At 39.9% G+C, this 25,196-nt stretch carries 21 protein-coding genes and 1 riboswitch; of the genes, 2 read left to right on the top strand and 19 right to left on the bottom strand.

Annotated features, from left to right (window positions below; translation table 11 throughout):
• Positions 1–87: 87 nt before the first annotated feature.
• Entirely contained in the window at positions 88–216 is a 129-nt protein-coding gene (locus tag WFH04_RS01505) for a hypothetical protein (protein WP_336822281.1), read from the top strand.
• Between the two features lie 386 nt (positions 217–602).
• Here the strand turns inward: WFH04_RS01505 and rsgA are convergent, their stop codons facing one another.
• The 8 genes from rsgA to WFH04_RS01465 all read right to left on the bottom strand — a co-directional run bounded on the left by rsgA (position 603) and on the right by WFH04_RS01465 (position 8,286).
• Complete coding sequence (gene rsgA, locus WFH04_RS01500; protein ID WP_336822280.1) at positions 603–1,685, bottom strand: ribosome small subunit-dependent GTPase A; 1,083 nt, start codon at positions 1,683–1,685, stop codon at positions 603–605.
• A gap of 440 nt (positions 1,686–2,125) precedes the next feature.
• Positions 2,126–2,728, bottom strand: coding sequence for a response regulator (locus WFH04_RS01495; protein ID WP_336822279.1), 603 nt, complete (start codon positions 2,726–2,728; stop codon positions 2,126–2,128).
• A complete protein-coding gene (locus tag WFH04_RS01490; RefSeq protein WP_336822278.1) occupies positions 2,725–3,846 on the bottom strand; it encodes a sensor histidine kinase in 1,122 nt (373 codons plus the stop codon). The genes WFH04_RS01495 and WFH04_RS01490 overlap by 4 nt, the downstream gene beginning before the upstream one ends.
• A complete protein-coding gene (locus WFH04_RS01485; protein WP_336822277.1) occupies positions 3,846–4,583 on the bottom strand; it encodes an ABC transporter permease in 738 nt (245 codons plus the stop codon). Before WFH04_RS01485 ends, WFH04_RS01490 begins: the two co-directional genes overlap by 1 nt.
• Positions 4,584–5,483: an ABC transporter ATP-binding protein gene (locus WFH04_RS01480; protein WP_336822276.1), complete on the bottom strand. Its 900-nt coding sequence runs from the start codon at positions 5,481–5,483 to the stop codon at positions 4,584–4,586.
• Between the two features lie 139 nt (positions 5,484–5,622).
• Positions 5,623–7,206 (bottom strand): GNAT family N-acetyltransferase, encoded by a 1,584-nt coding sequence (locus WFH04_RS01475; RefSeq protein WP_336822275.1) that lies wholly within the window; start codon positions 7,204–7,206, stop codon positions 5,623–5,625.
• A 1-nt stretch (position 7,207) separates the two neighbouring features.
• Positions 7,208–7,882 (bottom strand): HAD family hydrolase, encoded by a 675-nt coding sequence (locus WFH04_RS01470; protein WP_336822274.1) that lies wholly within the window; start codon positions 7,880–7,882, stop codon positions 7,208–7,210.
• A gap of 254 nt (positions 7,883–8,136) precedes the next feature.
• Positions 8,137–8,286: a hypothetical protein gene (locus tag WFH04_RS01465; RefSeq protein ID WP_336822273.1), complete on the bottom strand. Its 150-nt coding sequence runs from the start codon at positions 8,284–8,286 to the stop codon at positions 8,137–8,139.
• Positions 8,287–8,746: 460 nt separating this feature from the next.
• Here WFH04_RS01465 and WFH04_RS01460 point away from each other — a divergent pair, with 460 nt between their 5' ends.
• On the top strand, positions 8,747–9,883 hold the full coding sequence (locus WFH04_RS01460) for a response regulator (RefSeq protein ID WP_336822272.1): 1,137 nt from the start codon (positions 8,747–8,749) through the stop codon (positions 9,881–9,883).
• A 25-nt stretch (positions 9,884–9,908) separates the two neighbouring features.
• On the opposite strand, the gene WFH04_RS01455 is transcribed toward WFH04_RS01460, so the two are convergent.
• From WFH04_RS01455 to WFH04_RS01405, 11 genes are all read right to left on the bottom strand, one after another.
• The gene (locus tag WFH04_RS01455) at positions 9,909–12,938 is read right to left on the bottom strand and encodes an ATP-binding protein (protein ID WP_336822271.1); all 3,030 of its coding nucleotides are present in this window, start codon (positions 12,936–12,938) and stop codon (positions 9,909–9,911) included.
• Positions 12,939–13,057: 119 nt separating this feature from the next.
• Positions 13,058–15,178: a cellulose biosynthesis cyclic di-GMP-binding regulatory protein BcsB gene (locus tag WFH04_RS01450; protein ID WP_336822270.1), complete on the bottom strand. Its 2,121-nt coding sequence runs from the start codon at positions 15,176–15,178 to the stop codon at positions 13,058–13,060.
• Positions 15,175–16,443: a glycosyltransferase family 2 protein gene (locus tag WFH04_RS01445; protein ID WP_336822269.1), complete on the bottom strand. Its 1,269-nt coding sequence runs from the start codon at positions 16,441–16,443 to the stop codon at positions 15,175–15,177. Before WFH04_RS01445 ends, WFH04_RS01450 begins: the two co-directional genes overlap by 4 nt.
• Positions 16,436–18,145: a DUF2334 domain-containing protein gene (locus WFH04_RS01440; protein WP_336822268.1), complete on the bottom strand. Its 1,710-nt coding sequence runs from the start codon at positions 18,143–18,145 to the stop codon at positions 16,436–16,438. Before WFH04_RS01440 ends, WFH04_RS01445 begins: the two co-directional genes overlap by 8 nt.
• On the bottom strand, positions 18,135–18,998 hold the full coding sequence (locus WFH04_RS01435) for a GGDEF domain-containing protein (protein ID WP_336822267.1): 864 nt from the start codon (positions 18,996–18,998) through the stop codon (positions 18,135–18,137). The genes WFH04_RS01440 and WFH04_RS01435 overlap by 11 nt, the downstream gene beginning before the upstream one ends.
• Positions 18,982–20,073, bottom strand: a complete 1,092-nt coding sequence (locus WFH04_RS01430) for a hypothetical protein (protein ID WP_336822266.1) — start codon at positions 20,071–20,073, stop codon at positions 18,982–18,984. Before WFH04_RS01430 ends, WFH04_RS01435 begins: the two co-directional genes overlap by 17 nt.
• A complete protein-coding gene (locus WFH04_RS01425; protein ID WP_336822265.1) occupies positions 20,070–21,011 on the bottom strand; it encodes a diguanylate cyclase domain-containing protein in 942 nt (313 codons plus the stop codon). The genes WFH04_RS01430 and WFH04_RS01425 overlap by 4 nt, the downstream gene beginning before the upstream one ends.
• 504 nt (positions 21,012–21,515) lie before the next feature.
• Entirely contained in the window at positions 21,516–22,271 is a 756-nt protein-coding gene (locus WFH04_RS01420) for an energy-coupling factor transporter transmembrane component T family protein (RefSeq protein WP_336822264.1), read from the bottom strand.
• Positions 22,252–23,628: an ABC transporter ATP-binding protein gene (locus WFH04_RS01415; RefSeq protein WP_408020153.1), complete on the bottom strand. Its 1,377-nt coding sequence runs from the start codon at positions 23,626–23,628 to the stop codon at positions 22,252–22,254. Before WFH04_RS01415 ends, WFH04_RS01420 begins: the two co-directional genes overlap by 20 nt.
• Positions 23,615–24,196, bottom strand: coding sequence for an ECF transporter S component (locus WFH04_RS01410; protein WP_336822262.1), 582 nt, complete (start codon positions 24,194–24,196; stop codon positions 23,615–23,617). Before WFH04_RS01410 ends, WFH04_RS01415 begins: the two co-directional genes overlap by 14 nt.
• A gap of 1 nt (position 24,197) precedes the next feature.
• Entirely contained in the window at positions 24,198–24,779 is a 582-nt protein-coding gene (locus WFH04_RS01405) for a YkoF family thiamine/hydroxymethylpyrimidine-binding protein (RefSeq protein WP_336822261.1), read from the bottom strand.
• Between the two features lie 153 nt (positions 24,780–24,932).
• A riboswitch (TPP riboswitch) is annotated at positions 24,933–25,037 on the bottom strand.
• Positions 25,038–25,196 lie beyond the last annotated feature (159 nt).

The raw sequence follows: 25,196 nt of genomic DNA, 5'->3' as shown, positions 1-25,196 counted from the left end.
TTTTTCGTAAACTTCCACAGTTTGAAAAGGGTTTACTTTGCATAAAAAGGGGCAAAATATTCATAAAAGATTGAGAGGGCGAACAGCATGAAAATCGGCAAAATCATCCGTACAGCCATCAAATGGGCACCGGTCGTCTATCCGGTCGTCAAAAAAGTACTGGCAAGCAATAAAAAGAAAACAACTGTGCCATATAGAAAAAAAATAAAAGAGTAAATATAAATCATCGTTTGAAAAACCTCCGTATAGAAAACAACAATCCGCTAATCCTATAAATGGATTGATAGGAGGGGATTTCAATTAGAAAAGAACAGGATAAAAAAATTCATTTCAGCAGTTTAGAACATCCAGAAAAGATACCGACTGACAAAATTAGCCTCTTCGACATGCATGAAGATATGCAAACAGTCGATACAATTAATTTGGATGATATGAAAGAAGATCTTCGAAAGGAAAGAATTCATAAAAACCCGCGTTCCTAAAAGAACACGGGTTGTTCATTTCATTCGAGAAAGCATAAAGCACTACACAAGCTCATAAATTTCCACCGTGCACATATCCTCAAAATAAAACAGGCCATCCAAAAAAGGATGGCCTTAAATTCATTTCTTTTTTGAAGGGTGCTTCCGCATTCCTTTCGTTACTTGTTTCCACTTATTCTTCTCGGCAATTTGCGCTTGACGATCCATTTTTCTATCCAAGAAAGCAAGTTCTTTTTGCAATTTCAAGTAATTATCATACCGTTCCTTCGGCAAAATACCTTCTTCAAGCGCTGCCTGAATGGCGCAGCCCGGTTCTGAATGGTGCCCACAGTCCCGGAACTTGCATGTTTCTGCTAAAGACTCGATATCTTTGAAGCCTGAGTCTAGGCTCTCACTTTCATTCCATAATTGAAACTCCCTCATGCCCGGCGTATCGATTAAAATACCGCCTGTTGGAATTTTAATTAATTCACGGTGCGTCGTCGTATGCCGACCTTTCGCATCGTCTTCCCGTATCCCTTGTACCGCCATACGATCCTCTCCACAGAAAGCGTTAATAAGCGATGATTTACCGACACCCGATGAGCCTAATAGAGCTGCAGTTTTTCCGTTCTTCAGCATTTTAGATAGAGTATCGATTCCATCTCCTGTCACGACGCTAACCGCTACAACATCTGAACCAATTGCAGTTTGCTGCGCTTCTTCTATATACAATTCCGGATTGTCACACAAATCCATTTTCGTTAAGACAATGACTGGCAATGCGCCGGAATCATAAGCCGCCACTAAGTAACGTTCTAATCGCCGTACATTGAAGTCATCATTCATAGACATAACAAGAAAAACGATATCGACATTCACTGCGATCATTTGCTCCGCAATCGTAGTTCCCGCAGCTTTCCTTGAAAAAAGAGAAGTTCGTGGCAATACTGTATGAATAATCCCTCGCTCCTCGCCCGGCATTTTCTCTACAGCTACCCAATCCCCTACTGCTGGGAAATCCCGCCGCTCAAACGCCGCATGCTGAAAAGCTCCAGAACAGACAGATAGCCATTCTCCCTCTGCTGTAGCAACTCTATACATCCTTTTATGCTCAAGTGTAACACGGCCGGCTACGTAATTTTTTTCTCCGCCAGACACGATGTAATCGTTCCAATACTTTTGACGTTCTTCATTCCAACCATATTCTATCAACTGATTCAATTGTAATTCCTCCTGTTATACGCAAATAAAAAAGCATGGTCCCGATCGGATCCCATGCTTTCACGCGCATAACAGAATAAACATGCCTTCTATACAGGCATGGCAGGTGAATGCATGGATCCAATCCTATTTACAATAGCCATTTTGATTGTCACCATAAAACATCACCTACTTTCTGAAAGATAAATATAGAGTAACAAATAAAAAATTTGGAGTCAATAAGGAATTTATATGTATTTATTTTTGTGAAGTTACATTTGGCGGTTGAATTTGCATATCGGGCGATTAGCAGGATGAAATGAGCGCTTGTAACTGTGGATCGAGCGGTCGGTAGGAGGCAACAGCGGGTGTAGTTGCGGATCGAGCAGTTGTGGAGTTACAACGGGCGATTCAGTTTGCGAATCAATCTTTTACTGCCCCTGCTTAACATTTGAGATCCGCTAGATCCATCCCTTTTCTCGACAAATGCCTATCGCTTCAATTTTATTTTTCGCCCCTACTTTTTGAAGGATTTCAGACATATAGTTGCGTACTGTTCCTGCTGATAAAAACAGCTCCTCACCAATTTCTTTAGACGTTTTCCCATCCACGGACAGCTGCAATACTTCGATTTCCCGGTCAGTTAATGGATTATCCGAATGGTACGTATTCATTATGAGCTCAGGTGCAAATTCACGTCCACCTGCCATTACTTTGCGAATCGCCGCCGATAATTCGTCAATGGACCCATCCTTCAATAAATACCCATGAACCTTTGCCTTCATAGCACGTTCGAAATAGCCCGGGCGAGCAAACGTCGTTAAAATGATTACCTTGCAAGCGGAACCATTTTTCTGCAACTCATCCGCCACTTCCAAACCGCTTTTCACAGGCATTTCAATATCCAAAAGACAAATATCCGGTTGTAATGATTGCACTAATTGCAATGCCATCTCTCCATTTTCCGCTTGACCGATCACTTCTATATCTTTTTCAAAGTCCAATAGCGTCCCTAAGGCACCACGAAGAATTCGCTGATCTTCCGCAATGACGATTCGAATCATAGCACAACAACCCCTTCCTCGGTTTTGACGACAATGGGTATCGAAATCCGCAAAATCGTCCCCTTTTCAGAATCCACACACAGTTCTCCCTCTATTAGAGAAAGCCGTTCTTCCATACCTTTCAGACCATTCCCCCACTGCTGATCACGGATTCCAACCCCATCATCATGAATGAACAACGACAGCTTGCTTTCATCCTGCTCGATTCGCAAAAAACAATTATTCGCTTTACTATGTTTCACAATATTCGTGGAGGCTTCTCGTATGCACATCCCAATAATCTTTTGCTGCAACAATGAAATATTGGGCAACACATCCTCCATATGAAGATGCAACTGTATATTCGCCGCTTGCAAAATCTTTTCTGCTTCAGCTATTTCCTCTTCAACTGTAATGACCCGCATATCCGAAATGAGTTCCCGTACTTGCTGAAGTGCAGTTCTCGACGTTCTTTCAATGCCCTCAGCTTCTGTCTTCACTTTTTCCGGATGATTAGCCACTCTTTGAATAACCTGACTTTGCAATGTAATTAACGATAAAGTATGTCCTAATGTATCGTGAAGATCCCGTGCGATGCGGATGCGCTCTTCTCTTTTAATGAGCGTCCTAATTTGTTCATTCGCTTCATCCAACCGGCTTTCCAACTCCATTTTCGCATTCATATTCCGGATTGCAAAAGGGGAAATGAGCATTACAATGATAAAGGGTAATTGGAAAAGCACGTTTTGAATGTTATATGCATACGTTATATAGGAAATCATTCCTACGTATACGAGTGTGAATACGGCAATTGCCCGTTTAAAGTTTTTCTCTCTTTCATACCAACTAATGAAATTTGATATGTAAAATCCTAAAAATAAATTATTGGGATGATAAAATATTGAAAGAAGTACGATCACGCAACCCTGCACAATTAGCCATAACGAGAACTTTCCATCACTTTTCCAATTGTATAATTGCCGATAAGAGAGTAGAAAAAGCAACAATAAAGCATAGCCAATTGCTGCCTTTCCTCCTTCTTCCTGTATTATAAAATAGAGCGGCATTAATAAATAAACTAAAAAAACATAAGGGGCCATGCCGAATCGTTTCGGAAAAACTTTGATTTTCTTCGCCATTACACCACTTCCTGTCTCCTTCTAATATAAGCCGATAATACCATGAAAAGGACAAGATAAATGAACAAAAACACAAAATTTTTAATTTCGGGAACGCCCCCGCGTATAATGGACCATGCGCCACTGCCGTAGTGAAAAGCCGGCAAGTACTCCCCAATCTGCTGCACAATTTTCGGCAATGCTTCCATTGGCATCCATAGGCCGCCTGTTATCGCCATCGAAAGATAAAGTAGATTGCTAACCCCGGAAGCCGTATCTACTCTCGACATCGTACCAATCAACACACCAATTGCAAGAAACGGAAATGAGCCAATTAATATCCAAGCGCCCGAAAAAAACCATTCATGAATCTGCATCGATACACCATTAATGACGACACCGGCTAAAAAAATAACTAAGATCGAAAATATGTGGACCGATGTCTGCCCAATCATTTTCGCAAAAAAATAACTCACACTTGGAAGTGGCGTCACTTTCACCATCGTCGTCCAGCCTGAACTTTTTTCCTGCACCATTCGAATTCCTAACGTCATAATCGAACTGCCCATCACACTGAAAACAGCGATGGACATTAGAAAGTGGCGGTTCCATAACGCTTGATCATCCATATTTGTATTCAACACTTTTGTAAAAATGAAATAAAACAATATTGGCATGAACAAGGACCAAAAAACATAATATGGGTTTCTAAAAATCCGGAGTACTTCAATTTTGCATTCATTCATTAACATTTTCATTTAAGAAACCCCCTCTTTGTCCGTCAATTGTTCAAATACATCATCTAAACTACCTCTTTTAATTCCAATATCCTTAATGCCAATCTTCATTGCAAATAGCTCTGCCAAAACTGCATCTGCATTATCCGTCAATATGGAATACGAGCCGTTCACGACATTTACCGCTTTTACATTCGGCAACTTATCCAATTGTCCTTCGTGAATGCTCTCCTTCGCACGAAAAGAGACCGTTTGCTGTAAATGGTTTACTTTAATTTCTTCCGGCGATCCATCTGCAATGACCTTCCCTTTGTTGAATAAAATGATGCGTGTTGCAATATCATCCGCTTCTTGAAGATAATGTGTAGAAAAAAGAATTGTTTTCCCTTCTGCCGATAGCTCCTTCACCTTTTTCCAAAACTTTTTACGGACTGTACTGTCCATTCCAACTGTCGGTTCATCGAAAAAAAGAACATCTGGATTTCCAGCAAGCGATAGCATAAAACCTACTTGCCTTTTTTGCCCCCCTGACAGTTTATCCGTCCGTTTACTTAACTCATTTCCTGTCAGCCCGGTAATGCCGACCAGTTCCTCCAACGATAATGGGTTTGCATAATAATTCCTGAACAAGGAGATGAGCTCTTTCACTTTTAACGCGTCAATTAGGTTGATATGTTGCGGCATTACACCGATACGCTCACGAACTCGCCGATCGTTCGGAACGAGACCAAATAATTTCGCTGTTCCTGCAGACGGCTCTAATAGCCCTAACATCATGTGCATCGTTGTACTTTTACCAGCACCATTCGGACCTAAGAGCGCTACAACTTCCCCTTCGCTGACCGTAAAAGAAACATCATCAACAGCTTTCTTTCCTTTAAAACTTTTTGTTAGATTGCTTATTTCAATTGTGCATACCATGAAATCCCTCCCCTTGTAAACCATCATATGAGAACGGTAAATGGATTTTAAGTAAGCAATGTCATCGTCTTAGATGACAGTTGTCATGTAATTTAAAAAGCACAAGCTACCATTTTGCAGATAGCTTGTACCCTATGAATCATAATTTTCTTTTCATTCGTAGCGAAACTGCTTGATCTTCTGGGCGTGATTCATAACTCATACGCTCTTCCATTTTTACAAAGCCGCGCGCCTCATAGAAAGGTATGCCTTTTCCATTGCCTTTCGTGACGGAAACCCATTGTTCTTCCGCTCCATAAGATTGCTTTTGAATATCTGTCAAATAAGAAAGCAGTTTCGAGCCAATTCCTTGCCCGCGCATTGTTGGGTCTAAATAAAGGACAAAAACTTCAGCCACTTTCGCATCAATCATACCGCCGCCAATTGCACCGACAATTTTGCCATTTTGAACAGCAACAAAATACCCGTTCCATTCCTCGCTCGTCTCCATAATTTCTTGCCGGATCCGCGCTGGTGTATAGAACTTCTCAATGACGCCTTCTATATAAGACTTGTCATATATTTCACTGTAAGTTGCCCATTGTGCATCGATGCACACGTCAGCAATTTGCTGTTCATCTCCAGCGACAGCTTTCCGTATTTGCACTTCTGGTGACAAGCATTTTTTCGGTATCCATCCGACCGTACCGTCGCCTTTTTTAACTAAAACATAGCCTTCGCATTGATCATGGACAATCGATACAGTTTCTCCTTCACGAACAGACAACATTGTTGTGCTTATGTCGCCTTTGCAAACCCCATCCTGAATAAATTCATTCTTAATCCATTGCTCAATGCCGAGTGTTTTATTTTCACAAAGCGTAAAGAAAGGCTCTTCTCGAATAATTTTCAATTCATAATTCGGATACGTGACGGTGCCGATTCTCCCTGTCTTATCAGTATGAGTTGCATAAACAACTTGTTCTTTCAAGTCATCAACATATGTATAAGAAATTTCTTCGCCTTCTATGAGGATGGCGTTTAATTGGCCGTCCCTTTTAATTCGATTTCCTCCGTCCATCGAAATGATCCTGTTTTCTAAATCGATGACAGGATTGTTTGAACTAACCGTATTTGCTCGATAATTAACGGTTGGCCAATGTCCTACGATAACTATTTTGTCAGCTTGATGTCCTTTTTCATAGAATGAGGGTGTATATAAAGCGACTTCATAGGTCGTTTCTTTCCAATTCTGTATATTTTCTATGCCAGCATGGATGAGTATGTAGTCATTCGTTTCATAAGCAATCGGCAAGCTATTCAACCATTCGATTTCATCTCGGTAATGCGTGAGGTAAAACTGTCCCAACTCGTCTAATGAGGCAAATTCCTCCAAACTTTTGCCTTGCGCAGCAAGCATTTCATTCAAAATGGAATCTTTTCGTTGCGTCATATAATTTTTAACGCCTTCTACATTATTAAAGACATAGTCATGGACAACATCGCAATTTCCTTTTGTAATGAATACACGATCCGACTGTGCGGAAAGCTCCCTAACATAAGCAATGGTACTAAGACTGTCCTGCCCCTTCTCACATAAGTCACCGACAATGAACAAATAATCTTCGGTTGAATACTCCACTTTTTCAAGTAGTCTTTTAAATAATGGCAAATTCGTATGTATATCAGAAGTAATAATGATTCTTCTATCTTTCTCCAAATCCAATTGTCGAATATCGATCATGTTAGTCCGACCCCTTTAATTTCTTTTCAATGAACAGCGGAATTTCAGACAAACAATCTACTATATACTCCGCTTCACTATGCTTTTCATCTTTATTTCTTTTCCAAACACCAATCATACCTGCCGCAATCGAAGCCCGAACGTCATTTTCAAGATGATCCCCAACGAATACACAATTCGCACGCTCTACTCCTAATCGTTCTGCTGCCCGCTTAAAAATTTCGCTATCCGGTTTCTTAATTCCTTCTTCTTCAGAAATTAAGATTTCATCAAAAAAATGTCGTATACGCAAAGCATCTATATTGCCGTTTTGGAATGCCGTTCTGCCATTCGTAATCATCCCTATTTTATAACCTTTCTTTTTCAATTCATTCAATGTTTTTTCCATATATGGAAACGGAATGCAAAAACGAAAAAATTCTTGTGTGTACTCTATTAGTAAATCGTCGAATGGCAAGTCAATCGTAAATTCATCAATCAATCGCTTGTACACTTCATCTTTCCATACATAACCGCCGGCATCATACTCAACATACTTCTTAGTGAATATTTCTTTTGGAATATGGCCAATCGCAGCATTCCTTGCTTCGTATTGATAATCAATAAATTGCAGTAGCGAAGCATCCCGGTCTAATAGCGTTCCATCCAAATCGAAAATTATCGCCTGAATCGACACGAACTCTCCCCCCTCACCAAGAATCAGAAATCTTCAACTCTTTCAAGTATATAGTTAGCATTTTTGCCTGTCCATATAGGAATTGCAGATCGCCTATACAATAGATGATTCCAACGACTGCATATTTGATAAAAGCCATCCATTTCATTTGAAAAATTGTATATCATCTCTTAAGATAGGCATATAATATTAGAGAGAAGTGACTGAACACTTCTCCCTACAACCTCTACCATCAGGGTGGCGGTTGTCAAAAATTATTTTTTGTTTTGAAAACCACCCTTTTGCTTGTGACGGCGGGGGGTGGTTTTCCTTTCTTCTAAAAATTTCATCTGAAAGTAATGCCCGCTCGTAACGCGAATGATCCCTTTCAGAACTTCTTTTAGAAAATCAAGGAAAAGCTCCATGGAAATCACCTCCTTCCAACGAAGAAGTGATAACCAACCACCCTCACAATATAAGGTTGTACTCTATTATATTTCGAGAAAATGACGATCTATATGCATTTCCTCCATGTATCGAATTTTTATTGTGCTTGGCGCTTTAAAAATTGGGATTATGCATAATGGTATTATTCGGTAAGGTTTATTCTCTCTTGAACTGTTTTCAGCAGTAAGGAAGATTAGTTGACGATGTTATGAGGCTGTTTTTAGCGTAACGGGAGGATTTATCATGGCAGGAGCTATTGTATCGCAAACGGGATTGGTTCAGACAAGCAGGAAAATTTACTGACGTAACGAGTAGGTTTTCAACGGCCTATTTTCATACATGGTCAAGATAGATAACATAAAACCCTATCTTGATTGGAAGAATGATAATTGCGATAATGGAAATAGGTTAATTCTGGCGGAAATGTGGAGGGATGGTATGATTAAAACGATCATTGTTGATGATGAAAAGCTTTCTTTGCAACATTTGCAAAGGAAATTGAATGACTTTGACAATGTTGAAGTCGTAAAAGCTTTCACAAATGCCACTGACGTTTTGAAAGAAATGCGGCGCATTGATTTTAATACTGCCTTCTTAGACATTGAAATGCCCGGATTGAATGGATTGGAATTGGCTGAAATCATCCATGATTGGAATTCCGATATTCAAATTGTCTTTTGCACTGCTTTTAGAGATTATGCCGTCCAGGCTTTCGAGCTTCATTCAATTGATTATTTACTGAAACCGCTTTTAACGGACCGGCTTCAAAAGACAATTACGAGACTCGAACGGCAACTAACAGCAAGTAGTAATACGGAAGCCAAAAACAAGCACATAGATTCACTCCTACGGGTCAAATGCTTCGGAGAATTTGTCGTATACGAGGACGATTCGCCCGTGAAATGGAGAACTGCGAAGGCGAGGGAGCTGTTTGCATTTTTTATCGCAAACCACCAAACCTACATTCATCGAGACTCGATCATCTATGCAATTTGGCCTGACATCGAATACGGCAAGGCGAAAGTCCAATTGCATACATCAATATCCTATTTACGGAAAACATTGAAGTCAATCGGCTACCCGGATGCCCTTACTTTTCTAAATGAAAGCTATGCGATGGAACTTGATAAATTCCAATGTGATGCGATTGAATTGGAGCAAGCTTTTCATGACCATACGACTGTCAATGAAGGCAATATAGCATTTTTGGAATATGTAGTAGATCGTTATAAAGGCGACTATATGGAGCAAAACGGCTATGAATGGGCATTGCCAAAAGTCGAATACTACCGTACTCTATACATGCAATTACTGCAAAAAATAATTGCCTACTATGACATGAAAATAGGTACTGAGCAGAAAAAAATAACCTACTTACACCGTTTATTGCAATACAGTCCTTACTCTGAGCATATTATCCAGCAACTAATGAACTGTTATATGGATATGGGCAATCGAGGGAAAGCAATTACAATTTATCATACATTCGCAAATAATTTGTTAGAGGATCTCGGCATTACGCCAGATCAGACAACTCAAAAACTATATGAAACTGCCATCGGATTAGAAGAGTGAAGAAAAGACGCCCAAAATGGCGTCTTTATCCTTTTATTGGGATAACGAAAGATACGGAAGTACCGATCCCTTCTATACTTTTAATAAAGAGACCCTTGCCATAAAGTTGCTTCAAACGTTTATTTGTGTTCATAAGGCCGATTCCTTTGCCAGGTTTTTCTTCCACAAACAAGTTTGTAATTTGCTTATCTGACATTCCAACACCGTCATCCTCCACTTCGATAATGACATAATTCTCTTTCTCCAAAATTGTAATCGTTACTGTGCCACCTTCCGGACGTTTGAGAACACCATGCCTTACAGCATTTTCAACAATCGTTTGCAATGACAGCGGTGGGATGTTTACTTTTGATTGAACATTTATATTAAAGTTCGCAATTAACCGATCATCGAATCTCGCCTGCTCAATGAACAGGTACGATTTCACCAGTTCGATTTCCTTTTTCAACGGCACTTCTTTATTGACATTTTGAAATATGAAACTTGAGTTCAGATAGTTGCCGAACTCATCCAAAAGCCTCATCATTTTCGGAAGATCTACTTCACTTAAGGCGGCGATCGCATTCAATGTGTTAAATAGAAAATGCGGCTGAATCTGCGCTTGCAGCCAAGCAGCTTCTAATCGTACCTGGTCGTTAACGGAGCTTTTTAAATCAATCAACAGTTTCACACGCATTAGCAACTCTCGCTTATCAACTGGTTTTGTTACATAATCATTTGCTCCACAAGCAAAACCGATTTGCATATCTTCCATCTGACTTTTTGCAGTTATTAATAAGATCGGGAGTTCAGTTATGCTGTAGCGTTTCCGTATTTTCTCTGTCAATTCATATCCCGACATGCTCGGCATCATAATATCCGATAAAATCAAATCCCAAACAGTACCGTTCAATTGTTCCAAAGCCGCTTTCCCGTTCGGGCATGTTTTCACAAAGTAGCCTTCTGACTGTAAAAGACGTTCGATAATTTCCAAGTTCAAAGGATCGTCATCGATGACTAAAATACGTTTCCGATCGATTGCATTTGTAGTCTGCTTCATTTCCTGCATTGGCTGTATGATAGGGAATTGTTGTGTTTGTTCTGTTTTCCCGCTTCCTTTAGGCAACGAAAATGTAAAAGTAGATCCCTTTCCTAATGTTGATTGAACAGAAATCGTGCCTCCATGCAGCTGTACAAGTTGGTCGCAAATACTTAACCCTAAACCAATGCCGCCACCAATCGACGTTGTGCTTGGATCGGCTTGGTAATAAGGAAGAAATATTGATTGTTGCACTTCTTCATCTATGCCAATTCCTGTATCGATTACATGAATATTGACAAACGAACCGTCCCAGTCAGCAGTGACGGTAATTTTACCTTCTACTGTAAATTTCAATGCATTATGAATTAAGTTATATAGAATTTGGAACAGCCGATTTTCATCTGCCTCCACATAAGGAGTTTGTTCAGGTATTGATAAGGAAAGCTCAATGTTTTTATTAGCTGCCAAATGGTTTAAAGTATCAAATATGCTTAGGACGACTGCAGAAATGCTGACATCTTTCAACTGCAGCTCGATTCTATTTTCCTTCAGTTTCGTTAAATCAAGTAAATCATCTAAAATGTAAGACATCCGCCTTCCGAGCGTTTGGACTATTTTTAGGTTTCTGCGGCTCTCATCAGATATGCTTTTCTTCTCTGCTTCGTATACGGCTTCCGAAATATGGATGATGCCGTGAAGCGGGTTCCTTAACTCATGTGATGTATTTGAGAGAAAATCATCCTTCTGTTTATCCATCTTCTGCAGACGGATAACCAATCGTTCATTTTCGTTTGAGGTCCTGAAAAACTGATTGACAAAAAACATTGTGAGCATAGCAATACCTATTAAAATGTCAAAAGGATAATATGGATAAACTAATGAAAAATTGGTTTTTATAATTCCCCACAAAGCACTTAGCCCGACTGCTGTCGCTCCTAAGAGCAAATATATATAGCCTCTTTCCCGTCGGTCCCCAAAAGCTTTGAAAACGATAATTACGATAAGGATAGGGATGCCGAGCATGAAGATTGCCATTGGAAATTTATAGACACTTCTTTCTGCCAATATAATCAAGAGCAGAAGGGTTGTCATATACATACAAATGATTGGATTGATCATTTTACCAAAACGCACTCGACCCCAAACTTCCGGAAAGATGGATCTTATAAAATAGAAAGCAAAAAATAGAGCCATTACATACATCATTAAGTTCAATTTAATGAGCCATTCATATCCATTGACTTCCATAATATACATAATCGTTCGATCATCATCAAAAAGTATGGATAGCCCTCCAAAGAAAGTTGCCAATGATAAATAAAGCAATGCTTTCTGTCGTGAAAATAAGACATAAACCCCGAGCGCGTAAATTGAATGCAGCAAAAGAATCGCAGCAGCGATAAATTGCGTCGCCACTGTTTTCGTCTTAGCCGTTCCGATCGCTTCTTCCTTGCCAAATAGTATATTCTCTGTTATGCCCCCGGATTTATTTGAAGAAAAGTTCGCCACTTGTATTGTTAAATCGATTTCGCCATCCACAGGCTCAAGCCATATGTCCATCGGTCGGTAGTCCGAAATGGCAAGTATGTCGTTTTCAGCTATCTTCCCTCTACTGCTCTTCAATTCACCATTCACGAAGACATTCGCTGCCACTTTTATTTGCTTTGCATACATCCGGAAAGCCTGCTGTTCCGCGTCCGGTAAAAGTATACGAAGATGATATGTCCCAAATCCTTTCGGGAATTGTTCATCTTTTGGAAATCCCTTCTCCCAATTTCCCGGAACCATTACAGTATTTCCCTCTGCTTTTTCCCTAATTTCGTCAGAAGTGAGAAATTCAGAAGGAAAAAAGAGCCATTCTCCTTTCAATAAAACTACTTCATCTTCATTGAAATTCGAATGACGAAGATCCAATATTCCCTTCTCAATCAGCGAGTCATGTGCAGTTTGATATTTCCAAACCCATCCAAGTCGCAATGCCGTCAGCGCAATGATAAACAGCAAGATAATGGCAATGATATTTTGCTTTTTCATAATCACCTGTCCGCTCTTTATGAAATGGAATCCGGACGATCTTCAAAGAAGACGATTGGTGACTTCATTTCTCCCGTGGAGTTTTCCAATTCTCTGGTTCTCGAATGATCACCTATAGTTCATACTTCCAATCGATTCCTTTCCCTATTTCTCTTCACTACTATAAGTACAATCAGAATCATAATAAGTAGACTTGCAAACCCTACAAACCACCAAACAACAGACTCTTTTCCCTCTGTCTGTGTTTGTTTGCTTTTCAATTCCCCAGCCATGCTACTTACTTGCATGGCATTTGTATAGAAGCGCTGGTCCTTCGTTTGAACTGCAATTGTTGCAGGGTCTTCTAAATTTTTAATGGAGTCAAGAAGTTTATCATTGATCTTTTTTTCGGTCTCGCCCATTTGACCAATCATCATCATTAGATGATCTTTGCTGAATGGGCTTTCTTGCATCCAACTGTAATAATCGACTGCCTCTTGCAAAAAGCCGAACGGTTGAAAATTAGGCACACCAGTTTTGTGAGAAACAATTAGGTCATCAGCGTGCTTTTCAAGCACTGGCTGATTTGCAAGTCCACCAATAAACAGCAAATGTTGATCGCCTAACTCATCGTCTTTAAGTTGCCCTCCATCCGCCAATTCAACAAGTGGGACACGTCCATTAACGACAAGCGAATTGTATAACGTTAATAAATCATCATCATCCACTTCTACTGCCGCCGGCAAGATGATCATCACCTTTTTTGATAGTTCACTAAACGGAAAAGGGAAGCTTGATAGCATTCCCACGTCTGCAGCATCATTGTTTGGGAATGAAATAAAACTGTCATCCATCACGTATACCCAACGATTATCATCAAAACTAAAGCAAGGATTTTTCACCCTCAACCCGTTCGCTTCAAAGCTTAATGAAATCATCCTATTATTTTTTATAACATTTCTCTCAATGGGCAATGTTACTGTATAGATGCCATCCTCTTCCTCACCAAGATTTTGTAAATTTATAGAATGAGGAATCTCATTAACAAAAATAACCAACTCCGGCGCTTGGTTCGTAACGTTAGTAGACAACTCTTCATCTATCTGACCAAGTGTTTCGGAACGTTTTAGACGAAGTTCCAATTGGGCATTCTTGTCATTCGGTATCGAGGAAGGAGCATAACCGAAGTAAGTTTCACTTTTTTTGTTAAAACGGTCAAAAGTTAAATTTCCAACACCAAGAGATTTAAAAGTAACAATCTCTCCATTTTCTTTTGTAGTTTTTGCTGGTTCAGATTTTACTTCCATCTTCTGCCCTATTAATTGTTTACTATACTGTTCATTCAGAAGAATCTCAATACGTTTTTTAATCTGTTCTGGCGACTTGCCCGTGACGATCAATGATTCAACAGTGCCGCCATTGCCGACAATATGATGAAGGGATAAAACAAGACCTTCTGCCGGGGCTTTTACTTCTGCCTTGGATAGCAACTTTTTCATTTTCTCTGAAACAAATTCATCCTGTGCTCCTATAAAAATGAGATTGCCTTTAACAGTTTCTAACTTCGATTCACGAATAATTTCTACATTTGCACGCTCTGCTAAAAAAGCACCTAAAGCTGTTCCGCTATTCCTCGTCCCTAATGAAGCCAAATCCGGCAAAACAATTGTAACATTGGCATTGCCATTCATTGTAAATAAAGATGGATAGTCTGATAATGATGCTTCTCCTGGCACTTCTCCACTCAATTGAATATAGGAATCAATTCCAATCATCAAGTAGTTTCCAGATGTCTCTTGATCTACACAAACGCCTTCTTTTAGAATGCCATGAAAAGAGACAGTTACTTTATGAAACCCTTTTGATAGATGGTTTCCAGTCAAAGGTATCGTGAGCTGATTTGTCAGTTGTTCATTGTTCAATGCAATTGTTTTCACTTTCTCATCGTCAATGCTTACCGATACAGAAGAAGGTTCAATCAATAGTTCAGAATGTTTTAGTTTTAAAACCAATTCATTACCGCTCTCATCCACGGTTGAACGGATTTCATAATAAAATGTTGCTTCCTGTTCAGGGCCATATAATTCCAACGGTTGGTTTGTAATGACATGGCGGTTTATAGATGGTGAAACGGCTTCTTTCGCAACCTTTATATCATCCATCTGTATTTCATAATTCGCTTTCGCAACACTGTTTGTAAATAAACAGCAAATGATTAGAACAATAGCAAATATAAAGCTTCCCATCTTGAATGTTCTCATTGCACATCTCCTCGTTTCTGTGAAAATCTCTCTGTTTTATACCAACGGACCTCTTGTCGGAAAAGGACACGTTTCATTTCTAAAAACAATGAATAGACGACTAGCACGATCCACATTTGTGAATAAGTAAAATACATTAAAATGACACAAAAAAAATTACTCCGATTCATTTCATCTTTTTCAATACTTAATGCAATCATGACTTCAGCCAAAAAGAGAAGGAATGCGAGACCCCAAAGCACGACTGCTACGTTTCCGATTGACAACTTCAAATCGTAGAACAAATTGATGATGAAAAGAGCATTTGAAACGATAACCCCAAAGAAGAATAGAAAGTAGGTGAAAAAGAAATAAAAAAGATCGAAGATGATGCGCTTCCTTTTCAATTTGAAAATTCGACTTAAAAACTTCAAGACGACGTATAGGTTCCCCCTTGCCCACCTCGTCCGTTGTTTCCACCAAACACCTAACGTCTCGGGCTCCTGCTCCCACGTAATCGCAGCTGGGAAAAAGCGGATATGATAGCCTAAGTTATACACGCGAACAGTCAATTCAGTATCTTCAGCAAGCGCCCTCACGTCCCAACCGCCCAATTGTTCCATTACAGATCTCCGAATCGCAAAATTGGTTCCAGGAATTGTAGCGATATTAAATAACTTCCATCTTCCAGCTTGAGCCATCCACTGAAAACAGATCGTTTCGATATTTATGAACCGGGTGAGCCATGTTTTTTTAGCATTGATCACCCGAAACTTTCCTACGACAGCAGCCGCTTTTGGGTCATTAACCAATCCCATTACAAGATTCCAAACTGCCATTTTTTCAGGAGTATTGTCCGCATCATAAACAACAATCACATCACCCGTCGATTGACTAAGTGCCTCATTCAAAGCAGATGATTTACCTTTTCCCCGATTCGGCGGCCTCGTTTCGATTACTTTTATGAATGGAAATTTCTCACTGAAAGACCGCCCTATCTCTCCCGTCCTGTCCGATGAATTATCGTTAATGACAATGACTTCTAATTTGTCTTTCGGGTAATACAGGCGTGACATCGCTTTTAACGTCTGTTCAATTACGACTTCCTCATTATGCGCAGGGATGAAAACACTCACCGTCGGCAAGCTCTTCATATTCTTACTCCATTCAGGGATTTTTCGATCAAAGGTTTTGAAATGACGATACCCCCCTTGCATTAAAAACATATGATAAAGCAGCATTCCCCATATTAAAATGAGCGCTGTATAAAAGAGCGTATTAGCCAATAGATTCCCTCTCCCTGAATAATCTTTTTTTCAATCGCATGCGTAAAGTGGCTATATGGATGAAAAAAGCCATTATGAACGCCATAACAACGAAAGACATAATCCACAGTGCCGCTTCAAAAGGGCGCTCTGCAAATTGTGTTAAAACGTCATCCCATTTACTTTTGGTAGAAGAAACGGTAAGACCATCTTTAACTGTTTGATGGATTGTTACATATTTCGTCTTCGCGAACTGTTCAGTATTTCTCAGATCAATCCATTCAATATCTCCCGTAGACTCAATTAACTCGAGCATTTGCGGTAAATATTCAATGCCTAAATAAGGATGGTAGAAACCCCCAATTATTGACCCCGGTACAGTTTTTAAACGATTGATTGATTGCTCCATATCTTGAAGTGGATTTACTGAAGATAGTGGGTCAACATAGCCAATTGTTTCTGGAAATAACGTCATTCCATTCAATATGCTTGGTTTCCCTATAAATAGAGGAGCATCCATTACTTCCCAATCCGTATCACTTAATTGGATCTGACCAAATATCGCCGAAAATGATTGAGAAGCTACTTCATATCCATTTGAGCTCATCGTGTAATGAGGCGCTTCAAACGCTAAAGGATATAATCCGATCTCATATAAATCTTCAATTGACTTTTGAAGCTTCTGCTCTACATAATTCCTCTCAATTTGTTTCATCTCTTTTGTGTATTTATCAAAAGACGCGTCATTAAGAAATGATTCACGTTGTCTTATTGGAGGAGGGATTTCGTCTGTACGCTCAGTTGTAATTTGTTGGTTTAATTTGCTATCCCAAAATTCAAAGCCCTCGCCAGTTTCCTCATAACGATAGGAATGTGTATAACCATGTGCGATTACGATTCCGCCCCTATCCTGCAACTTCAATAACACATCAACAAGCTTCTTATTGGAAGAGAGGCGAATATGTTCACCTGTTTCATTATTTACATAAACTGGAATAATCGCCATGTAAAAAGGAATACCACGGTCTGCCAAGTACATTCCTGTCTCTTCAACTAACTTGTAATCTGAAATAGGAGAAATGTCTTCTAACCGGATATAGGCCGGGTGATTGGAAGGTGGATCTTGTTCTAATAGTGCATAAATAGACTTCGATAAAATTGCATTTTCTTCTACACCAAAATTAGTGGATGCTATATATGAAATTCTTCCTTTTTTAATGATGAAAGGAATGTTCTTATCAATCGACTTTCCGGTCGCAAGCGTTTCGCTTTCATTCGGAGGAAGGATATGGGTAGTGTATAAAGGTGTCGCTAGTGAATGATTTTCAATTGCCCTAACTTCAGCATCACCAATAATTTGCCAATCATTTAAAACATTGAATTGGTCTACATTCAGCCCTAAAAAAATCAATTTTCCTTTGAATGCATCGATTGATTCTATCAATTCCAAAGGCAAGGTTTTTTCAACTTCACCGACATATACAACAACATGTCTCCCCTCGATTTGTTCAGCAGTAAAATCAGCTGTCGAAATGAGGGTTTGCTCTGTTGCAAATGCGGAAAACGTAGCATCCAATAACAAAATATCTTTATTTGGCAAATCGTCTTCTGTCGAATAAACGATCAATATACTAATCTCTTCATTTTCTGCATAGATCGTAGGTCCAAAAAGAAATAATGCACATATTAGTACAAAAAAGAAAATCCGTTTATCAAAGTTCATGAGACAACATCTCACTTTCCACTTTCTCTATGAAATCTTCAACGCTTTCAAAAGCTGAAGACTGATTGTAAAGAGAATGGCCAAGCCGATAAGAAAGTGTTATATAATTCTCATTGAGCAGCCTATGTGTCTTAAGATTGCTGCTTAATTTATTGAAGATCACTTCGATTGAATCATCCGGCGTATTCGTCAATAACAAAGCAAAGCGATCATAACCATATCGGAATTTCCTATCAGTCGCTCTCATCGTCTCCCCTAATACTTTGGATAAAGAGGAGAGTAGATGCACCTTTTCTTTCTCTCCGTATAATTTCCGAAAAGAATCAAAATGATCGATTTGCAATAATATAAGTGTAAATTCACCACCATACCGATTGATCCGTTTCATTTCCGCATTCAATTCAAATTCCATCCTTTGTTTATTGTCAAAATTAGTTTCCATATCAACCGCGACAAATTGGCGGATTTTTTCTTTCAGCTGGTGTACCATTTCCCCCTGTCTCGTAACACGTTCATGTATCTTGCCAGCAATTAACACAAGGATGACAATAGAAAGTCCATATGCCATGAAATACGGCAACGGCATAACATTAAGATTGGTTGACAAACTGCTTGCAGGCAGATTGGAATAAATTAATACCGATCCGATTATGAATAAAAAAGGCAAGCACCAAAGCAGTCCTGCAATCGTCCCTTTGAAGAGAGATACTAAAACGATTAACAGTAAAAAAGAATAAAGAAAGATGCCAATTGCTCCTTCTTTAAAAAGGAAAATCGCTGGCATCTGTGCTGCAACAAGCAGTAAAGAAAAAAGAGCAAGAGAATATGTTTCCAACTCAATATGCTTGTTCATCGATCCATCTCCTTTCAGCAATCATTGCGAGCAAATTGTCGAATGTATGTGTGTCGCGTGAATGCAGATCGATATATCCTCCATAATACGGCTGTTTAAAGTCCCGTACCTGCAATGTATTCATGCGACTGATTAACTTTTCTGCAAATTCAACTTCCCCTATTTCTAAACACATTAAAATTGCAAGAGCATATACGGCTACCGCTTCATATTCAACGATCGGCCTTCCAGTAACTCCATCGTATCTCCCATAGATCATTCCGCCTCCATCCGAGAATGCCTGTTTCGCAAATGCTAACAAAGGCGAGACATCTCCGCCCCATTGGGCACGATGATAGCCAACATAAAACTGATCAATTAGATTCACTTGATCGTCATAGATCAGTTCCTTTGTTGGAACGTTATACGTTTTCGGAAAAAACCCAATAGATGAATTAGGTAATTCAAGCAATAGTTGTTGGGTTAAGTTATACGTATTACTCGTTATTACTTCTTCTTCCTTTAAACGATCAAACGCTGCAGGTATAATGTAGCTCAATGTTATTTCAGTGCCTTGATATTTCGTTTCCAAGTCGACATAATCTACAAGAAACCCTTGACGCAAATGGTATTTTGATAAACTTTCCGCCATTTTTCTCGCCATTTTCGTATAGGAGCGATTGTTCCATTTTTCTCCTGCTTCATAAAAGGCATTCATTATACGAAAGTCATCGATAGATGCATTCGCAGGTGCTTTTATTGTCCCTTTCAGTTCCCAAGCGACTAAATAATCAGATGTTAGAAAGTATTTTTTCAGTACTTTTGCTTGCTTATTGAATTGCTCGGAATCTTCCTTTGCCAGCAGGTAATCCATCCATAACCCAACCGTTTCAGACAGGTAAATCTCTGATTGGTCTGTAATATTTGTTCGAATCCGGCCATCATCGGCAATCAAATGTTGCTGTATAAAACTCTCTGTCGGTAACGGATCTTTCGCTTGGACGACTTCCTGTTTCTTAAACACATAAAGCTTCAAGAGTATGAGCGTTACAATGCCCACCACAATTATTCCAACAATTGCATTTCTGCCTTTCATTTGTTGCGTCCTCTCTTTTGTTGAAGGATCTCATTGCCAAAAATTTTATAAGGCAAACGGCGATCCAATTTAGCCTCAAACATTGCTGTATCCGCATATTCAATTAATCTTTTCGGATGTATGCTATGGTCTGGGAAAATACTAATTCCAATACTGACACTGGCTTCAAAGTAAATTGAGTCCAATGTGAATGGGCCATCAAACACTTCAATAATTTCTGCTATATTGGATTCAATATGATCGATTTCTTCGATTAAGAAGATAAACTCATCTCCACCCACGTGAAAAATCCGGTTGCTTAATGTAGTCAGCTTTTGCAGGCGATCGGCGATCTCTTTTAAAAACCAATCCCCAACCGAATGGCCAAAAGTATCATTAATTAATTTAAATTGATTAATATCCATGAATAAAACTGCAAATCGGTTATCCGTCCGAATTGCCCGTTCCGATAGAGCATCGAGCTCCTGTTGAAGCATTCTTCGATTTGGCAATCCCGTAATTTCATGGCAAGTCGCTAATTGTTGCCAATGTTCTAAGCTGCCTTTCTCAGAAATCTCTAGTAGCAGACATACGACTTCATTTTGGTGTTCATGCTCGTTACGTACAATCGGCACGAATAAGCAAGTAAACCAATTGGAAACGCTATTCTTTGAAACTAAACATAATTCACCCTTCCACCGTTCCCCATTCATTGCAATATCTATGGCGTTTTGTATAAAAGCGGTTGATTGTCGCTTATCTTGAAATGATTTGAAATCTCGCATATATAATTCAGAAGAAGACGCAAATCTCTCTTGGAAACGCTCATTTGCTTTTATTATTTTTCCTTCGAAATCCAAGATAGTCAGCATAAAAACGTCTTCTAATAATTCATAAACACTTTCGCTTAAACTTGAAAAATCAACCGTTAGCGCATTGCCGCTATGTTTTTGGTGCATTTTTCATATCCTCCCACTCGCTTCAATCCTTTTAAAGCATATAGGGGCACTCTTACCATTCGCTTACTCAACACTTATCAAACACTTAACAATTTGTTACCTTTTTCCCACACACAGAAAGCAACTAAAAACACATACTTTTTCCTCTATTTGCTAATTAGTGCAATTTTCAAGGTTACTCGACTATCCCGCTTAACTTTTTGATAGTAGTCAGTAAAAAGTCTGTGTTGGTTTTTCAGTAGGAAATTATGTCGCCTTCCATTCCGATAAGAGCTCTCATGGCTTCAGTCATAGATAGAGTTTGAGATTCACACACAAAAAAAGCCTTAAAAATTTACTTAACGCAAAATTTTCAAGGCTTTTTATTCTTATTAGAGTGGTTTTGATCCTATTCAGCTATCCAGACGAGGATGTCGCAAAGAACACTGTTTTTCCATAACAACATTTCAACCTATTCCTTCACATAATGATGCAAAAGTACAAGTGCTTAGCGGATAATCTCCTTTATTTATCCCAAAGCGTGAACATACATCCTATCAATAGAATTGTGATGAAAAGTGAACACATCATCCAATCCTTCCTGCTGACAACAACTACCTTATAAAAAGACTTTCTCTTTTCACCTGTGAATCCTCTTGCCTCCATAGCGAAAGCAGCTCTTTCCGCTTTACGTACTGCACCTGCAAGCATTGGCAATAGCACCCTACGCAGATTGAATAGCCTTCGGATAACATTTTTCTCTACATTGGCCCCTCGTAACCTATGCGCTTGCTGTATTTGGATGAATTCATCCTTCATGACTGGCAAAAATTGATAACCGACTAATATGCTGTAAGCGATTTTCGGCGACAGCTTCATTTGTTGCATCAAGCTCATAATGAAAGTGGTCGGATTCGTTGTCAATGCGAATAGTAAAGACAATCCTGCGAATGCCAATACTCGGAAACTGAGTGATAGCGCATGATTGAATTGGCTTTCTGTAATATCTACATTCCAAACCGACCAAAGGACTTCTCCTGTACGCTCTTCCGCAAATACAATCGTCGTCCAAAAATAGCCGAAAGCCATAATGGCAAACGGAACCATAAAGAGCATCCATCGTTTCCAACTAATTGTACTAAAAAACGCTTGGAGCATTATAACGCCTGCAAAGCAAACAAGAGGAGTCCACGGATTGAAAAAGAATGCCATCGCCAACATGCATATTGTAATCGAAATGAACTTTATGGAAGGGTTCATATTATGCAAAGCTGACTTCACGTTGGCTCCCTCCTATCGGCTGAAGCAAATGGTGTTCAGAAAGCAGTTGATGATCATTCCAAACGGTCTCCGCATTGTACTTCCCTGTCAGCTTTCCGTCTTTCATTAATAAAACGGAGTCGGCTATTCTATACGCAAATTCCATATCATGTGTGACGATTAAAAAAGTCGTGCCGCCAACTGCCCGCCCATCGATTAGGCGGAACAATTCTTCCAAAGCTGCCGTATCTTGGCCGGATGTCGGTTCATCCATTACAATCACTTCCCTGCCATCACAAAGCATCGAAGCAATGGCAACCCGCCTTTTTTGTCCATGGCTGACCGCAAACGGATGGGTGTTTGCAACTTCAGCTAAATCCAAACGTACGATCAGTTCATTTACCGCTTCTCCACCGCCATATGCAATTTCCTCACGGACCGTTTTCGTTAGGAATAAAAACTCCGGCGATTGCGGAACATACCCGACTGAGTTTGGCTGCACTTTTCCTTCCGTCTTTATGATACCGCAAAGTGCCTTCAGCATCGTCGATTTCCCGCTGCCATTCGGTCCTGCCAACACAGCTACTTCACCGCGGTTTAACGTAAAGGAAGAGGAATGTAGAAAGGTATCTGTTCGCAGACCATTCACAATAAGTGAAGGGATATTCTGCTTACTGCTTTTCCTTTTTTCGATAGTAGCTGCAGTCGGCATTTTCTTAAGTGGAATTTGCCTTTCAAAAAAGCCATCCCATAATTCAAGCCGATGTTCAATTGCGACGATCGTCAAGGATAACCTTCTTTGCAGGCGGTCCAACCAACGTATAAACTGTTTTGCCGTATACGGATCCAAATGGGAAATTGGCTCATCCATTAATAGGACTTCCGGTTTCATTATTAAAGCGCAAGCTACGGCAATCTGTTGTTTTTGTCCTCCGGATAGATTGTGTATGACTGCATGTCTGAATGCTGTCAACTTAGTTAGCGCAAGCACTTCAGCTATCCGATCATCCATTTCCTCTCTATGGACATTCAAATTTTCCAATGTGAAGGAAAGCTCTTCTTCAACCGTTTGCATGCAAAACTGAGCATCTGGATCTTGGAATACAGTCGCAATTCGATGATTCACCTCACCCGGTTTGTAAGCTTCGCTATCTTTCCCGAACAGCGTAATCGTTCCCTTTACAATGCCATCGCAATTATAAGGATATAGCCGATTGATCAAATAGAGAAGTGTGGACTTTCCACAGCCGCTGGGACCAGTGAAGACGACCCGCTCCCCTTGCTTGATTGAAAATGAAAGATCTTTCAACACCCACTTTTCATCTTCCGGAAATCGAAAATGCACTGCATCAAACCGAATCACTTCAGGCACGCGCATCACCTTTTTCAGAACGGGCAATTGCATATCCACGTAGAGACCCAGTCGCAAGCAGTCCGTCTGCGACCGCTTTTCCTCCAACTCCAGCAATTACTGCACCGCTTACAATTCGTAAGCCAAACATGAGCAGTACATACCCGGTGCTAAACACTGTAAAGCCACCTAAGAAATAGCCGTAAACGAAACTAAATATTGCAGATCCTGCGCCAGCCAACATGAGCACCCAAAGGTCGAAGCGTTTGTATCTCGTCACGGCAAAAGCTGCCTCTGCACCTAAGCCTTGTATAACCCCGGACAAGATAAGTCTTGGTCCGACTGCATTTCCTAACAACACCTCAATAGCTGCCGCAATCGTCTCGGAAATGACTGCCGCTCCAGGCTTGCGGATAATGTACATACAAATAATCGAGACGATAAACCAAATGCCAAATATCCATTCATAAGCAATCGGCCCAATGAAGCCTGCCCATATATTGCCCGCATGAAGAAACAACAAATAGACAATCCCAAATACGACCGAAAACAAAGACATTAATACGACTTCTTTCAACTTCCACGATTTCAACATGTTATCGTCCTCCATGCGAAGGGCTATTCATGCTCATCGATACCGTCATAACAAGATGTTTATGTTCTTCGGAGCGAGCATTTGAAAAAGCTTCTTCATAAAAATCGAAAACATCATGAATATCTCCGTGAATGCCGCTTGCATAATGCATCGATTCATTAAAGACCCCACGCTCTTTAGCATGATCCACTTCACGATAAATAATATCCATATACGAAGGATTGTTCATCGGATACAATGCGAATTGTGAAGAGACATATTGCTTCGTACGATCATTATTTAGCACTGCATCTCCCATATTCAAATAAGCATCGCCTGCGCTATCGCCAGGGCAGCCTGCAGAAAAGGTTCCAGACAACGCGATATGCTTTCCTGTTTTTGCTGCACTCAATGCAATCGCTTTGGCGACATTGAATACATGGACCTGTTTGCCGCGAATAACCGTCGAAACATCGTCTGTATGCATCCAAACAGCTGATGTATCCGTTTCTTCCAGAGCTCCTTTAATTATTGCTACAAAATCGTCTGCCATCGGATGAAGCGAAAAGCGAAATCCGACAATTGGACTGAATCCACATTCCATTTTTGTGACCCCCTACATTTTTTTCATAAAAAAGAGACTACATCCGAGAAGATGTAGCCACTTGTCCATTTTTTGTGAGTCTCTATTCAGCAAACATACAAGCATATTCGTCTTGTCAATAACGAGATGCCATCCGCTGAACAAAGATCTTATAGGAAAGTCACTACACTTCCCCACGCAGGCATTATCCTGATCGGGTCATAAGGGATCGGAGCAACAGCTCACATCTCAGCCAAAATGGCACCCCTAGTGCAGAAACGGTATGTAGTTCAATTCTATGATGCCACCAGTATAGTCGAAGAGATTATGTTTGTAAATAGATTCATATGACTCCCTACTTTTATATAGACAAAGTATCTTTTCGCTTTGTCTACAGTCATTATAGGGTCTGTAGTAAATAGATAGAAGTTTCTTCAG

Source organism: Sporosarcina sp. USHLN248 (genome assembly GCF_037144575.1).
GTDB classification, from domain to species: Bacteria; Bacillota; Bacilli; order Bacillales_A; family Planococcaceae; genus Sporosarcina; species Sporosarcina contaminans.
Note: the sequence above shows the minus strand (reverse complement) of the source record. Positions and strands in the feature narration are given on the sequence as shown.

What these genes read in the sequence shown, in the direction of transcription:
- WFH04_RS01505 (WP_336822281.1), top strand. Translation starts at nt 88, where the DNA reads ATGAAAATCGGCAAAATCATCCGTACAGCCATCAAATGGGCACCGGTC.
- WFH04_RS01440 (WP_336822268.1), bottom strand. Translation starts at nt 18,145, where the DNA reads ATGAACTTTGATAAACGGATTTTCTTTTTTGTACTAATATGTGCATTA.
- WFH04_RS01450 (WP_336822270.1), bottom strand. Translation starts at nt 15,178, where the DNA reads ATGAGAACATTCAAGATGGGAAGCTTTATATTTGCTATTGTTCTAATC.
- WFH04_RS01485 (WP_336822277.1), bottom strand. Translation starts at nt 4,583, where the DNA reads ATGAAAATGTTAATGAATGAATGCAAAATTGAAGTACTCCGGATTTTT.
- WFH04_RS01455 (WP_336822271.1), bottom strand. Translation starts at nt 12,938, where the DNA reads ATGAAAAAGCAAAATATCATTGCCATTATCTTGCTGTTTATCATTGCG.
- WFH04_RS01495 (WP_336822279.1), bottom strand. Translation starts at nt 2,728, where the DNA reads ATGATTCGAATCGTCATTGCGGAAGATCAGCGAATTCTTCGTGGTGCC.
- WFH04_RS01475 (WP_336822275.1), bottom strand. Translation starts at nt 7,206, where the DNA reads ATGATCGATATTCGACAATTGGATTTGGAGAAAGATAGAAGAATCATT.
- WFH04_RS01490 (WP_336822278.1), bottom strand. Translation starts at nt 3,846, where the DNA reads ATGGCGAAGAAAATCAAAGTTTTTCCGAAACGATTCGGCATGGCCCCT.
- WFH04_RS01430 (WP_336822266.1), bottom strand. Translation starts at nt 20,073, where the DNA reads ATGAAAGGCAGAAATGCAATTGTTGGAATAATTGTGGTGGGCATTGTA.
- WFH04_RS01460 (WP_336822272.1), top strand. Translation starts at nt 8,747, where the DNA reads ATGATTAAAACGATCATTGTTGATGATGAAAAGCTTTCTTTGCAACAT.
- WFH04_RS01415 (WP_408020153.1), bottom strand. Translation starts at nt 23,628, where the DNA reads ATGCGCGTGCCTGAAGTGATTCGGTTTGATGCAGTGCATTTTCGATTT.
- WFH04_RS01465 (WP_336822273.1), bottom strand. Translation starts at nt 8,286, where the DNA reads ATGGAGCTTTTCCTTGATTTTCTAAAAGAAGTTCTGAAAGGGATCATT.
- WFH04_RS01410 (WP_336822262.1), bottom strand. Translation starts at nt 24,196, where the DNA reads ATGTTGAAATCGTGGAAGTTGAAAGAAGTCGTATTAATGTCTTTGTTT.
- WFH04_RS01435 (WP_336822267.1), bottom strand. Translation starts at nt 18,998, where the DNA reads ATGAACAAGCATATTGAGTTGGAAACATATTCTCTTGCTCTTTTTTCT.
- WFH04_RS01425 (WP_336822265.1), bottom strand. Translation starts at nt 21,011, where the DNA reads ATGCACCAAAAACATAGCGGCAATGCGCTAACGGTTGATTTTTCAAGT.
- WFH04_RS01480 (WP_336822276.1), bottom strand. Translation starts at nt 5,483, where the DNA reads ATGGTATGCACAATTGAAATAAGCAATCTAACAAAAAGTTTTAAAGGA.
- WFH04_RS01405 (WP_336822261.1), bottom strand. Translation starts at nt 24,779, where the DNA reads ATGGAATGTGGATTCAGTCCAATTGTCGGATTTCGCTTTTCGCTTCAT.